The organism is Meiothermus sp., assembly GCF_037443965.1.
GTDB lineage: Bacteria > Deinococcota > Deinococci > Deinococcales > Thermaceae > Meiothermus.
Genome location: NZ_JBBINI010000011.1, coordinates 13,668 through 26,957 on the forward strand (window position 1 = coordinate 13,668; position 13,290 = coordinate 26,957).

Annotated in this window: 12 protein-coding genes; 5 read left to right on the forward strand and 7 right to left on the reverse strand. The window is 59.8% G+C overall.

Going from position 1 to position 13,290, the window contains the following annotated elements:
* Positions 1-2 precede the first annotated feature (2 nt).
* On the reverse strand, positions 3-1,115 hold the full coding sequence (locus WKI89_RS07785) for an IMP dehydrogenase (protein ID WP_337868608.1): 1,113 nt from the start codon (positions 1,113-1,115) through the stop codon (positions 3-5).
* A 238-nt stretch (positions 1,116-1,353) separates the two neighbouring features.
* On the opposite strand from WKI89_RS07785, the gene alaS reads away from it, so the two are divergent.
* Positions 1,354-4,005 carry an alanine--tRNA ligase gene (gene alaS, locus WKI89_RS07790; protein ID WP_337868609.1) on the forward strand — a complete coding sequence of 884 codons (2,652 nt, stop codon included), beginning with the start codon at positions 1,354-1,356 and terminating at the stop codon, positions 4,003-4,005.
* 12 nt (positions 4,006-4,017) lie between these two features.
* On the opposite strand, the gene WKI89_RS07795 is transcribed toward alaS, so the two are convergent.
* The gene (locus WKI89_RS07795) at positions 4,018-4,644 is read right to left on the reverse strand and encodes a hypothetical protein (RefSeq protein ID WP_337868610.1); all 627 of its coding nucleotides are present in this window, start codon (positions 4,642-4,644) and stop codon (positions 4,018-4,020) included.
* Between the two features lie 166 nt (positions 4,645-4,810).
* Between WKI89_RS07795 and ruvX the strand changes: the two genes are divergently transcribed.
* Positions 4,811-5,215, forward strand: coding sequence for a Holliday junction resolvase RuvX (gene ruvX, locus WKI89_RS07800; protein WP_337868611.1), 405 nt, complete (start codon positions 4,811-4,813; stop codon positions 5,213-5,215).
* A 32-nt stretch (positions 5,216-5,247) separates the two neighbouring features.
* Positions 5,248-6,324 carry an endolytic transglycosylase MltG gene (mltG, locus tag WKI89_RS07805; RefSeq protein WP_337868612.1) on the forward strand — a complete coding sequence of 359 codons (1,077 nt, stop codon included), beginning with the start codon at positions 5,248-5,250 and terminating at the stop codon, positions 6,322-6,324.
* Here the strand turns inward: mltG and WKI89_RS07810 are convergent.
* From WKI89_RS07810 to WKI89_RS07830, 5 genes are all read right to left on the reverse strand, one after another.
* Entirely contained in the window at positions 6,321-6,725 is a 405-nt protein-coding gene (locus WKI89_RS07810) for a restriction endonuclease (protein ID WP_337868613.1), read from the reverse strand. The two genes, mltG and WKI89_RS07810, sit on opposite strands and share 4 nt — an antisense overlap.
* A gap of 6 nt (positions 6,726-6,731) precedes the next feature.
* Positions 6,732-7,226, reverse strand: coding sequence for a winged helix-turn-helix domain-containing protein (locus WKI89_RS07815; RefSeq protein WP_337868614.1), 495 nt, complete (start codon positions 7,224-7,226; stop codon positions 6,732-6,734).
* Positions 7,227-7,270: 44 nt separating this feature from the next.
* Positions 7,271-7,981, reverse strand: coding sequence for a 23S rRNA (guanosine(2251)-2'-O)-methyltransferase RlmB (gene rlmB, locus WKI89_RS07820; RefSeq protein ID WP_337868615.1), 711 nt, complete (start codon positions 7,979-7,981; stop codon positions 7,271-7,273).
* Between the two features lie 24 nt (positions 7,982-8,005).
* A complete protein-coding gene (locus tag WKI89_RS07825) occupies positions 8,006-10,087 on the reverse strand; it encodes a hypothetical protein (RefSeq protein ID WP_337868616.1) in 2,082 nt (693 codons plus the stop codon).
* Between the two features lie 302 nt (positions 10,088-10,389).
* Entirely contained in the window at positions 10,390-11,502 is a 1,113-nt protein-coding gene (locus WKI89_RS07830; RefSeq protein ID WP_337868617.1) for a PilT/PilU family type 4a pilus ATPase, read from the reverse strand.
* Between the two features lie 337 nt (positions 11,503-11,839).
* Here WKI89_RS07830 and WKI89_RS07835 point away from each other — a divergent pair, with 337 nt between their 5' ends.
* Together WKI89_RS07835 and WKI89_RS07840 are read left to right on the forward strand one after the other, a co-directional pair.
* Positions 11,840-12,274, forward strand: a complete 435-nt coding sequence (locus WKI89_RS07835) for a universal stress protein (RefSeq protein WP_337868618.1) — start codon at positions 11,840-11,842, stop codon at positions 12,272-12,274.
* A gap of 173 nt (positions 12,275-12,447) precedes the next feature.
* Entirely contained in the window at positions 12,448-13,233 is a 786-nt protein-coding gene (locus WKI89_RS07840) for an ABC-2 family transporter protein (protein WP_337868619.1), read from the forward strand.
* Positions 13,234-13,290: the final 57 nt, after the last annotated feature.

Consider the following 13,290-nt stretch of genomic DNA (forward strand, 5'->3'; position numbering starts at 1 on the left):
GTCTAGTGCACCCCCGCCTCGGTAATGGCCGCCGCCGAGTTACGGGCAAAGCGCACGTTGCCCCTGAACTCGGTGAGGTTGGTGGCGTTCACATAGGTCATTGCGCTCTGCAGGCCTTCGCGCAGGCGGGCGATGGCTTCCTGGGCGGTGTGGTGGAAAGCCCGCAGGGTTTGCGAAGAACCCTCGATAAAATTGCGCTTCTCGGTTACCAGCATGGAGGCCATACCGTAGAGCAGGACACCCTCGAGCTGCCCATCTTTCTTGATGAGCACCTCGTCCTCGAAGCTGCCGGAGGCAAAGAACTTGCCCATCATCACTCCGTCGCTGTAGGCCAGGGCCTTCACAAAGTCGCCCGAGCTGTTGACCCCGCCGTCGGCGATAATCTGCACGTCGCTGTAACCCACCACCGACTGGAACCGGCGAATCTCTTCCAGCAGCGAGAGCTGGCCCACCCCCACCCCGGTGTTGATGCGGGTGGTACAGACCGAGCCCGGCCCCACCCCCACCTTGAGGATGAAGTGGCGGAAGCCCGAGAGCTTCATCAGCCAGTAGGCGTAGGCGAAGCCCTCGATGGAGCCCACATTGCCCAGGATGACCCCGCTGTCTATGCCCAGCCCGCGAATCTTGGCCAGCACCGGCAGCACCGCCGCGTTGGCCCCGTGGGCGATGTCAATCGAGGCGAAAATCAGGTTGGGCTGGGCGAAGAGTTCGGCCAGAAACTCCTCTTTTTCGCTCGTGCCCAGGGCCACCCCCACCAGGGCTGGGACACTGGCCTGCACGTCCCGGAGGCGCTCCTCGTCGGAAAGCCCTACCCTGGGCAGAATGTGCACCCCGCCCTTGCCCTCGTCCCACACGTCGCGGGCAAAACGGGTACGCATCATGCTCATAGAAGCCCCAAAGGCCGGGAAGATTTCGCTAGAGCCCCTGATGGTGTAGAAGAGCTGCCGAACGTTGACCTGGCGGCGCGAGACAGCCTGGGTCAGGAAGGTGGGGATGATGGTTTTGTCGGCGAAGGTGTAGTAGGTTTCAAAACGCTCGTAGGGGTAGCGGGCCAGGTCGGCCTGGGTTTTTTCCAGGGCTTCCTGGGCGATTTCGTCAAAAATTTCGTAGTTCACGAACCGGTATTCTACCTGAGGGAAGAGGGGGATGTCTATTGAGAACAATCTACACAATTGGGCTTCGGACAAAGGGAATCTTTCGCTTTACAAATGCATACACGCTCTGTATATTCAAAGTCAGATGCGGTTCTCTGCACGAGCTACCCTGTAAACAGCCTCTTCTCTCTGAAGAGGTCGCCTGGGGTTTGCCTAGCGGGGAATCTTTTTTTATGCTTGTTCAGTTTGAGAGGCTAGGATGAAAACTGCTGAAATTCGGGAAAAATATCTCCAGTTCTTCGAGTCCAAGGGGCATTTACGCCTACCGAGCTTTAGCGTGGTGCCCCAGGACGACCCTACCCTGCTCTTCATCAACGCGGGCATGACCCCACTCAAGGCCTACTTCACAGGTAAAAAACCTGTATTTGCCGGCCACGAGGGCGAGTGGTATCGGGTTACGACCTGCCAGAAGTCGGTGCGTACCGGCGACATCGAGAACGTGGGCCGCACCAACCGCCACCAGACCGTCTTTGAGATGCTGGGGAATTTCAGCTTTGGCGATTACTTCAAAAAAGAGGCCATCGAGTGGGCCTGGGAGTTCCTGACCGACCCCAGGTGGCTGGGCTTGGACGGTAATCGTTTATATGTCACCATCTACAAAGACGACGACGAGGCCTTTGAGCACTGGACGCGGGTGGGCGTACCCCCCGAAAAAATCCACCGCTTCGACGCCGACGAGAACTTCTGGCCCCAGAACGCCCCGACCAAAGGCCCCAACGGGCCATGTGGGCCGTGCAGCGAGATCTACTACGACCGGGGGCCGGCCTTTGGCAGCGATACCTGGGCCGACTACTACGAGACCCGCGAGTCCAACCGCTTTGTAGAAATCTGGAACCTAGTTTTCCCGCAGTACGACCGCAAGGACGGCGGCGTGCTGGAGCCCCTCCCCAAGCCCAACATTGATACCGGCATGGGCCTTGCGCGGGTGGCCATGGTGCTGCAAGGCGTGACCGACTTCTACGAGACCGACGAGTTCCAGCCCCTGATTGCCAAAATTGTGGAGCTGACCGGCATCAGCTACGAAGGCCCCAGCTCGGTGGCGCACCGGGTGATTTCCGAGCACGCCCGCGCCGTGACCTTCATCCTTTCCGACGGGGCCCACTTCTCCAACACCGGGCGCGGCTACGTGGTGCGCCGCTTGTTGCGCCGGGCGGTGCGTTTTGGCTACCTGCTGGGCCTGCGCGAACCCTTCATGTACAGGCTGGCCGAGGTGGTGGCCCTTGTGATGGGCGGGGTGTACCCCGAGCTAAAGGAGCACCTCGAGGGCGTGCAAAAACAAATCAAAATTGAAGAAGAGCAGTTCTTGCGCACCCTCGAGAGCGGTATCAAGCGCCTGGATGCGATGCTGGCCAGCCTCGAATCAGGTGACACCCTTTCGGGCAAAGATGCCTTTACCCTCTACGATACTTACGGCTTCCCCCTCGACCTTACGCTGGAGATTGCCAACGAGCGCGGCATTAGGGTGGATACCGAGGGCTACGAGAAAGCCCTGGAAGAAGCCCAGGAGATCGCCCGCAGCAGTGCTGCCTTCGACAAGGAACTCTTCAAGAAGTCCAACGAGGCGCTTTCGGCCCTGGCCGCCGATTATGGCGGCACCAGCTTTGTGGGCTACGAAGACTTAGAGGCCCAGGCCCAGGTCAAGCTGCTCTTGGTGGGTGAGCAAACCATCCAAGAAGCACCCGTCGGAACCGAGGTGCAGGTGGTGCTGGACAAAACCCCCTTTTACGCTGAGGGGGGTGGGCAGATTGGCGATGCGGGCGTGCTGGAATGGGAAGGGGGCTGGGCCAGGGTCTCGACCACCCAGAAAAACCCCGATGGCATCTTTTTGCACATCGCGCGGGTGGAGGAAGGCACCCTTAAGGCGGGCTCGACGGTGCGGGCTTTGGTGGATGTGCACCGGCGCGACACCGAGAAAAACCACACCGCCACCCACCTGTTGCACGCCGCGCTGCGGGCGGTGCTGGGCCCCCACGTGCAGCAAAAAGGCAGCTACGTGGGGCCGGATCGGCTGCGCTTCGACTTTAGCCAGTTCGAGCCGATTGCCCCCAGGGATCTGGCCAAGGTTGAGCTGCTGGTGAACCGCTGGATTCAGGCCGACTTCCCGGTGAGCTATGCCTACAAGCCCCTGGAGGAAGCCCGCAAAGAAGGGGCCATGGCCCTGTTTGGCGAAAAATATGGCGACGTGGTGCGGGTGGTGAGCGTGGAAGGCGCTGTGGACAACGTGAGCTCCAAGGAACTCTGCGGCGGCTGCCATGTGCGGCGCACCGGCGAGATTGGGGCCTTGGTGATTGTGGCCGAGGAGTCGGTGGCGGCAGGGGTGCGGCGCATCGAGGCTCTGACCGGAACCGGGGCGACCCGGTACGTGCGCGAGATGCTGGATCGGCTGGGCGGTCTTTCCCGCGAGCTGGGTACGGCCCCCGAGCACCTGCTCGAGCGGGTGAACAAGCTCCAGGACGAACTCAAGGCCCGTGAGAAGGAGATTGAAAAGCTGAAGCTGGAACTGGCTCGAGCCCAGCTCGGAGGTAGCTCGGCGGGGTTCTCGCTCAGGGAAGCGAACGGCTACAGGTATCTGGCGGTCAAGCTCGAGGGCCTCGAGGCCGGGGCCCTGCGGGGCGCAGCGGACGAGCTGCTGGACAAGCACCAGGCCGACCTGGTGGCGGTGGGCTCGGGACAGAACCTGGTGGTCAAGGTGGGCAAAAAGGCCCTGGATGCAGGGCTGGATGCCGGTATGGTGATGAAGAAGCTATCGGCTGTCGCAGGTGGGCGCGGCGGCGGCAAGGGGGCGCTGGCCCAGGGCGGCGGCTTCGACCTGGACAAGACTTTTGCGGCAATGGAAGAGGCGCTGCGTTGAATCTGCACCTGCCTACCGGCGCAACCCTTTAACAAGGCGGCCCCACAGGCCCTGGCGGGCGGGGGCCGGGTTGAGCGGTTGTTGCAGGCGGAAGGCATCGAGGGCCTGCACATAGCCCGACTGGCGCAGGCTGTAGAGGTTGTAGAGCACGGTTTCCAACGAGACCCGCAGATGGGCCGATAACTCGTGGGAGGAAGCCCCTTTGGGCGACTCGAGCCAGTAGCTGGCCTCGATCAAAAAACGCCCGGCTATTCCGGCGGGATAGCCGTCTTTCTCGGTGCGGCAGAAGCGGGTGTTGGGGTCTATAAACTGGTCGGCATAGGTGGGGCGGGCGTTGGTGTGGGCCACCAGGTCTACCATCATGTTGGGCAAAAAATAGTTGAGGCCATCGGGCACTAGCTGGATGGGTCGCCCGGTAAACTCGAACGGGGCCTCGGGGAGCTGGGTTAGCTCGAGCAGGATCTCCTTGGCTTGCTCGAGGCCCAGCCGCTCCTGGTTGCGGTAGGCGCGAACCAGGGTGCCCTGGTTGAGTTCCATCGCAATGGCCGCCGAGGGCGTGTACACCACTAGGCCCCCCGAACGCTTGACCAAGGGGGGGATCAGTTCGGTGAAGGAGATGTATTTAAAATTCCCGAACAATGGCATATGGCAGTCCGTTGCCCAAAATTTATCAAATCCTGGGCGCGCTGTGCTAGCCGAGGGAACCGCGATAATCGCTCCAGTGCGCTTTGGTTGGATTTCTGCAATGCGAGAGGGGCAGCGAATCCTCATTTTTTCCAGCCAGCCAGACCGGATAATGGGCGGGATGAAACTGGCGGCACTGGATGTGGGGGAGGCCCGGATTGGCCTGGCCGTGGGCGAAACCGGCGCGCCCTGGGCTTTTGGCCGGGGCTACCTGGTGCGCAAAAACCTCGAGGCCGACCTCGAGGCCCTGGCAGCCTTTGCCCAACGCGAACGGGCCGAGCGCTTCGTGGTGGGGCTGCCTCTGCGCACCGACGGCCGGCCCAGCGCCCAGGCCGAGCGGGTGCAGGCCCTGGTGGAAGCCATGCGCCAGCGGGGTATGCAGGTCGAGCTGCTGGATGAGCGCTATACCACCAAACTGGGACAAAACCGCCTCAAAAATGCCCCCAAGCGCATTCGACAGGAGAAAGGTAAGCTGGACGAAGCCGCGGCCATCGCGCTGCTGGAATCCTATTTGGCAGGCGCATAAGCCGGGCTGTACCGAGCCGTGGAGCTTTTAGCATGGACGATTCGAACAAGCCAACCCCTCCCGATGGGCCTGTTGCAGCCCTCGACGACCCCCAAGAAAGGGGCAAGTCGCCCACCCGCTGGATTCTGCGGGGGGTGCTGTTCATGTTTGCCCTGGTGGCGGCGGTTTTGGGCTATGCCCTGTATTTGATGGGCCCCACCGGCACCACGGCCGAAATCCGCATTCCCAAAGGCAGCGGGGCCGCAGCGGTCGGTCGCATCCTCGAGCAGGCCGGACTGGTGCGTTCGGGCTCTATGTTTGCCCTGTACCTGCGCTTTTCCGGCCAGGATAAAGAACTCAAGCCCGGCTACTACAAGCTCGAGGGCAAGGGATTGCGGGCCATTGCCCTGGCCATCACCGATGAGTCGCGTCCCCTCACCGTGCGCATCACCTTCCCGGAAGGCTGGCGGGTGGTGGATATGGCCCAGCGCCTGAGCGAAAACAACCTGGACGGGCCCGGGTTCCTCGAGCTCGCCAACAACCCCCCGCCCGAGCTGCGCCCAAAAGAGGCCAAGGGGCCCACCCTCGAGGGCTACCTCTTCCCCGCTACCTACGACTTCCCCCTCGACTACACCGCCGAGGACATCGTGCGGGCCATGACCCGCCGCATGGAGCAGGAGTTTGCCTCAGCAGCCCAAAGCCGCCTGCAGCAACTAGGCCTGGACAGCATCCACGACTGGGTTACGCTGGCCTCCATCGTACAAGCCGAAGCTGCCAATTCCAGCGAAAAGCCCTTGATTGCAGGGGTTTTCCTCAACCGCTTGGAAATCGGCATGCCCCTCCAGGCCGACCCCACCGTGGCCTATGGCCTGGGCAAACGCCTGCCCGAGCTTAACCGCAGTGCGGGCGACTTCGAAAAGGACACCCCCTACAACAGCTACACCCGGCGCGGCCTGCCCCCCGGCGCCATCGGCAACCCCGGCGCCGAAGCCCTGCGCGCCGTGCTCAACCCCATCCGCACCAACGACAAAGGCCAGAAGTACCTTTACTTCCTACACGCCCAGGGGCGCTTGTTTCTGAATGTAAGTTTCGACGGGCATCTGCGCGACACCGCGAAGTATTATCGCTAGCCCTCTTCAAAAAAGTCCCTATCAACCCGCTTCACCTCATACCGTGCCGCTACCGTGACTCCAACGTTGAACTCGATCATGAAGTCAGCCAGGGTATTTCCATCAATAAGCACGATATTCCCGAGTGCCTTAGCTGTTTCAATCGCATTACTGGAAAAGTCCGAGGTGGTGATGATAACCCCTCGGCTTGCTTTTCGAAGGGCTAGGCTTCCGTGAAAGGTTCTAACAACTTCACTTGGGACGGTTCTTTCCCAACGCTTGGCTTGAATGTAAATGTTGTCTAGGCCAAGCCGGTCTTGTTTGATGATGCCATCAATGCCATCATCCCCACTTCGCCCCACTGCCCTACCCGCATCTGCTACCGAACCGCCGTAACCCATTGCTACCAAAAGCTGAACCACAAGACGCTAAAAGAATGCAGGTGAGCACTGCGAGACACGTGCCAAAAGCTCCTGCGCTAGCTGTCTCCTCAAAACTAGATGAAGCTGCTCGAGCTGCTCATCTGGTGTTGTCTCATTGCCAACCTCTTCTTCTGAGCTCGTCTCATCCGTGGTGCGGTCTCTGCGCCGAAACCCAACGAATCTAGGGAATTGCATAAGGTATTGGACGTTAAGTTCGGTAATGCCAGACTGCAAAACTTTGCGACCTTCCGCAGTGATTTTGAATTGTCCTCGGCTTGGTGACTCCAACAATCCGGCTTTTGTCAAATAGGTTCTGGCCCATCCGACGCGGTTCTCATACCTGCTTTGCCCACCACTGGGCAGCAATTCAGCCCGATCTTCTTTACTCAGGTTGAGCTTTCCGGCCAGCGCCTCGTAGGCTTCCTCCATCGAGTGCGCTTCACCATCCGCTGCCATCTCGAGCAATGGGTACATGAATCGCTGGTAGCTTGGAATTGGCATTTCATTACCATTCTACTTCCACGATGAGGCTTGCTTCGTCTGTTTCAGCCGCGTGAAAGCCCTGCCTGATACAACACTACCCCCAGCGCCACCGCCGCGTTCAGGCTCTCGGCCCCTTCGGCCAGAGGGATTCTAGCCAGCTCGTCGCAGTGCTCGGCCACCAGGCGGCGCATGCCCTCGCCCTCGGAGCCAATCACAACGGCCAGCGGGCGTTGGTAGTCGAGCTCGGCTATGGTCTTGCTGGCCTTGCCGCTGGTGCCATAGACCCAGACCCCTTGCTGCTTGAGTTGCTCGAGGTAGCGGGCGATGTTCTTGACCTGCACCAAAGGGATTTTGCTGGCCGTACCTGCCGAGGCCTTCATCACCAACGCAGACAACGGCGCACTCCGGCGTTCCTCGGTCACCACCCCATGCGCTCCCAGTGCAAAGGCGCTGCGGATAATGGCCCCGTAGTTGCGCGGGTCGGTGATGCCATCCAACACCACCAGCAAAACCGCCTCGCCGCGCTTTTTCGCCACCAGGAAGGGAGCTTGGGGGTCGGCGTAGGTGGCCTCTTCAATTTCAGCCACCAGACCCTGGTGCTGGGTGGTTCGCACCATCTGATCGAGCTCGATGCGCGGCACCAGTTTGTACGAAGCCCCCAGCTTGTCTAGTTCTTTCAAAAGCCAGCTTTCCACACCCTTGGCTACCCAGACCTGCCCCACCTGGCCCTCGCGCAGGGCCTCCAGAACCGGGTTGCGCCCGTAGATCAACATGTGAACAGTCTAAACCTGATTGCTTTATGGGCAGCCCAACTTACGAAGACCTTCCTGTTTTATCTCGATAGATTTTTGGTAAGCTTCGATTTCGTTTTGGCTTAGTTTCTCGGGAAACCCTACCGGATACCTCCACCGGTTGTTTTGATGAACTATCTCATGCTCTACATGAGCCTTGAACAAAATTTCACCGGCGTCTCCACCGTATTCACTGATATACGATTCATAGGCTTTGTTGTAGTCGTCTGTGCGTCTTCTCTCCATGTCAATTATCTGAACCCAATCAGTCTCACCTCTTTTGCCTTGGTTAAAATAAATACTGCCAGTATCAGGGTCAAACCCCATTGCAGGCCCAAACGACTTTTCGGTTCGCTGTGAGGTAAACATAGCAGCCACATCCTCTGGCGTTAGGAAAGAAGGCGTTTGGGCTTCGTCCAAGACTCTGGATACGTAATTTTTTACCCCCTCATTGTATTCACGATCGTCGAAGTTCCTATCCGTTGCGTACTTGAGCAAATCGGGATTTTTATATGCGTTCAAAACTATCTGTTCCAATAACAGTTCGTCCTTGACCGTTTGGCAGACATCTTTCTTGTCGTTGCCCTGGTTGGATTGGGCCAGCCGCTGGCGGGCAGTGTTGCCCGGAGCGGCAACGCCTCCATCAAGCTCCTTGTTGGCGGTTTGGAACAAGCTCGCCAACCGGGTCGAAACCCACTGCACTAAAGGGCCGTGAGCAGAGGCCATCCCCGGAGTGCCCAGGCAGCCTCCCTCCCGCTGACACAGCGCAGCTTGCCAAGCCCTATAGGCCAGTCCTAGGTGTTCTTTGGCCCAGGCCGGGGCTTTGGGCTGGCCCTCGAGGGCTTTACTCAGGGCCTGGGTGTAGAGGCCCAAGTCCACCACCGCTCGAGCTTCTCCCTGCACCTTGAACACCTGATCGAGCCGCCCTACCTGGCGCAGGTGCTCCACCGCCCAACGATAGCGCTCGGCAGCGTCGGTGTAGCGGCCAGGGGGTGAACCCACCGAACCCGTACCTGTGGGCTGGCCCTGTAGCGTCCAGCCCTGGCTCTGCCAAGTAGCCTCCAAAGTCAAAACCATTTCGGGGGGAATGGGCTGGATTCTCACCATACGAATCGAGCTAAAAGCGTAACCCCGAACGCCGGGTTCGTTGGCGATGACCAGCGGCAAAATACCCTCGTCGTAGGCAGTCTCGATACGGTTGCCCATAGCATCGGCAATCGAGACAATCCGGCCCAGCGCATCGCGCTGCACATCGAAAGTTTCAGGCACGTATACTTCGGTGCGGGTTCTGGAATATCCCTGGGGAAAGTAGCGGATGAAGTAGCCATCGGGGTGATACGACCAGCGTCCCTCTGGTACCTCTCGGCTACCCTCACCACGGGGAGCCAGCCCGAAGCGCACGGCGGCCTGCTCGAGCTGCTCAAACGTGGTGTTGACCTGGGTCAGCAACGAACGCAGCCGAGCCTCGGCTTCCAGCATTTGCTGGATGGGTTGGGGCAGCCGGGCCATCATCTGACGCCACAAGCCCTCGGGAATCAGGCCCAAAGCACCCCCGTTCACCTCGAACATCTCTTGGGGGGTGAGAAGTTGGGTCGCGACTGCCAGCATACGCGGGGGCATGTCGCTCAGGCGGGTACGTGAAAGAATAGCCCAGATCAGCGCCTGAACATCGCGTTGGGCAATCTCGGGGTGCGCCACCGAGCGGTGCAGCAGGCTGGCAATCACACCCGCACGGGAGCCTTTGAGCGGGGCATAAAGGTAACCATCTCCCTTGCTGGGGGCGTAGGCTCCGGCATTCATGCAGTAGCTATGGGCCTCGAAAGCGAAGAGCCCAGGCCGCAACACAAACCCCTGCTGAGGGCCTTTGGGCAAGGCCGAGATGCCCACAAAACCGCTGGGGTTGAACCCGTCCAGAAAGGGAACCTCGGTTACGGCATCGTTCAGGCTGGTTGTGATGGGAGGCTCACCTTGTAGGATTTGCTCCAAGCTCGGCCAAAGCGGCAACTGCGCCAAGGCGGGAACCTGCACCCAGCCAGCCCCAAACCACAACGCTACCAGCAATCTGGTCAAAACATGCGTGGTTTTCACGGGACACCTCTCGAATGACTAAACGTAAATCAAAACGACCTAGAAGTCTGCCCGAATTGTATCTCCAATGGCTTGGGAAAGATGTCCTAATCAGGGGTTGCGCCATCCGCGTTGGCTATAACCTTGTACAACACCTCTAGCCTTGTAAGAAGGGGGTCTCAAGCATCGCCCTGCATGGGCGCTTCCTAATCTAGGAGGAGGAACCTACCCGATCGAATTCTTTATACGTCCGGTTGGCCAGATGAATGTACGGCAAATAACCCACCCCTCAATGGGGTGGGTAGGCTGAATATGTGCAGTTTTTAGTTACCGCGCTGGGCAACCGATTCGTCTATCAGGGTCTGGCGGGCCGCATTGATTTGCAGGGCTTTGACCTTGACGTACTGGGCGCTGGTAGCGTGGGCCAGGGCGGTTTCCAGGTCAATCTGGTCGCGGGCGTAGAGTTCGGCCAGGTGGTCGTCGAAGGTCTGCATCCCATCCAGCGAGGAGTCCTTGAGGGCTTCGTAGATTTCGTTGGTGCGGTCGGGGTCTTTGATCAGGTCGCGGATGCGCAGGTTGCCCTTGAGGATTTCCATCGCGCAAACCCGGCCCCCCTGCTTGCTGGGGAGCAGGCGCTGGGAGACAATCCCCACCAACGACTCGGCGAAGAGAATGCGGGCCACCTCCCGCTCGTGGGGGGGGAAGAGGTCGAGCACGCGGTTAACCGTGCGTACCGTATCGAGGGTGTGCAGCGTAGAAAAAACCAGGTGGCCGGTCTGGGCCGCTTCCAGGGCGGCAGCGGCCGTGGCATGGTCGCGAATCTCCCCAATCATGATGACATCGGGATCCTGACGCATGGCTGCTACCAGCCCATCCTTGAAGCTGGGCGCATCCTGGCCAATCTCCCGCTGCACCACGATGGAGTTTTTACCCCGGTGCAGATACTCGATGGGGTCTTCCAGGGTGACGATCATCTTGGAGTGGTGCTGGTTGATCTCATCGAGGATGCGGGCCAGGGTGGTGGACTTGCCCGAACCGGTGGGGCCGGTGACCAGCACCAGGCCCTTTTCTTTATCGCGGAAGTGGTTGATGGTCTCTTGCGGGAGCGAGACGATCTTGAGCTTGCTCTCGTCGGAGTTGACCACCCGCATCACGCAGCTCACCGAGCCGCGCTGCTTGAAAAGGTTGACCCGAAACCGCGCCACCCCCGGCACCGAGTAAGCCAGGTCTACCTGCTGCCGCTCGGCAAAGATAGCCTTCTGCTTCTCATTGCACATCATGTCAACGAGGGCCGCAGTGTACTGGGGCGTGAGGGGACTTTGGGTAATGGGGCCAAGTTTGCCATGTAAGCGGGCCATCAAGGGCAGTCCCACATGCATGTGGATGTCGGAAACCCCTCGGGCAACTAGATTGGTGAGCAGTTCGGGAAAGGTCATAAGCAATTGCGATTGTAGGGTGACTTCATCCGGCTGGCGGGGCTTCATAAACGCTCGGTTGTTACGTTAATTTTGGTTATTTGCGCTTGACAGTTGCTAAGGGGAATTGGCCCATATCTATCGAGTTTTTACCTCAGAACGGGGGCGTTACGTAGCCCGGCAAGGGCGTTACAAACTACGTCTTGTGGAAGGGGTTTTCGTCCCCTCGAGTTGCGGCCAAAGCTGCACCATACAGTCGCCGCCACTGAAAACGGGGGAACGATACCCGGCTTGATACAGGGACATCCATATCCCGCGAGAGCGTTTAGATTTAAGCTAAGTAGAAAAGGAGGGCGCAATGTACAAAAAAATCCTAATGCCCACCGATGGCAGTGCTTGCAGCCAGAAAGCCATCACAGAAGGCTTGGAGGTCGCCAAAAGGATGGGGGCCAGCGTGACGTTCTTGTACGCCGTGGAGAACATCAGCTCGAGCCTCTGGATTAGCCCCGAGAGCGTGCCCTACGGCCTCGAGCTGATCGAAGACCTCAAGCGGGTGGGGAATGAAGCCCTGAGCAAAGCCAGCGCGCTGGCCCAGGAGGCCGGGGTGGAAGCCGAGACCAAGCTCGTCGAGGCCAGGCCGGTGGAGGCTATCCTGGCCGAGGCCAAAAACCACGATCTGATCGTGATGGGCACCCACGGGCGCAGCGGACTGGATCGCTTCATGCTGGGCTCGGTAACCGAGGCGGTATTGCACCGCTCGGACAAGCCGGTATTGGTGTTGCGCAGCAAGTAAGACTTCTTGTAGAAGTGGCCCGAAGCCAATAGCGGATAGCTACGGCAGGCACGTCAAACCTGACGGCATCTGGACACCCTCACAACAGGCCTGATACCTGCCCCAGCACTCCAGTTGGGGCCAGGGATTTCTAGCACCATGGGGGCAGAAAAGTCAAGCGGTACACTACTGGGGTGCTACGCAAGCCTCGCGCCCTTCTGGCCGTCTGGTACGCCTACTTCCTGGAATACCGCGCCGAGGTGCTCTTATGGGCGCTCTCGGCCATGCTACCGCTGATTTTGATGGGGGTCTGGACCCAGGCCGCCGAAGGGGGTGGCTTTGCGCTTTCGGCCCCGGAGTTTGCCCGCTACTTTCTGTGCGTCTTTCTGGTGCGCCAGCTCACCATCGTCTGGGTGATCTGGGAGTTTCAGGACGACGTGCTGCAAGGGCGCTTATCGTTCAAGCTCTTAAAACCCATTGACCCCGGCTGGGATCACCTGATGCAGCACCTGGCCGAGCGCCTGACCCGGCTGCCCTTTGGCCTGTTGATTGTGGCGGTTTTTCTGCTGGTGTATCCGCAGGCCCGCTTTGTGCCCGATATAGAGGGGGTGCTACTGGGCCTGGCGGCCTCGGTGGCGGCTTTTTTGCTGCGCTTCCTGATGCAGTACACCTTCGCCATGCTGTGCTTCTGGACCGAGCGCGGGGCCGCGGTGGAGGAGCTGTGGTTTGTGGCCTACCTGTTTTTGTCGGGCCTGATTGCGCCGCTTTCGGTGTTTCCTGAAGCGGTGCGCAACCTAGCCCTACTCACCCCTTTCCCCTATCTGGTGTACTTCCCGGCAGCCTTGTTTGCCGGGTTGCCAGTGCCCGGTGGGGTGGGCCAGGGCTTCTTGGTGCTGGGGGTCTGGTTTGTAGTCTTCTGGGTGATCAACCGCTGGCTATGGCGCAAAGGGCTTCGGCAGTTCTCCGGCATGGGGGCCTAGGCTTCTGACGACAACGGCCTCAAAGGGAAGCCGCTGGCGCTGCCCCAATAAGGTTCA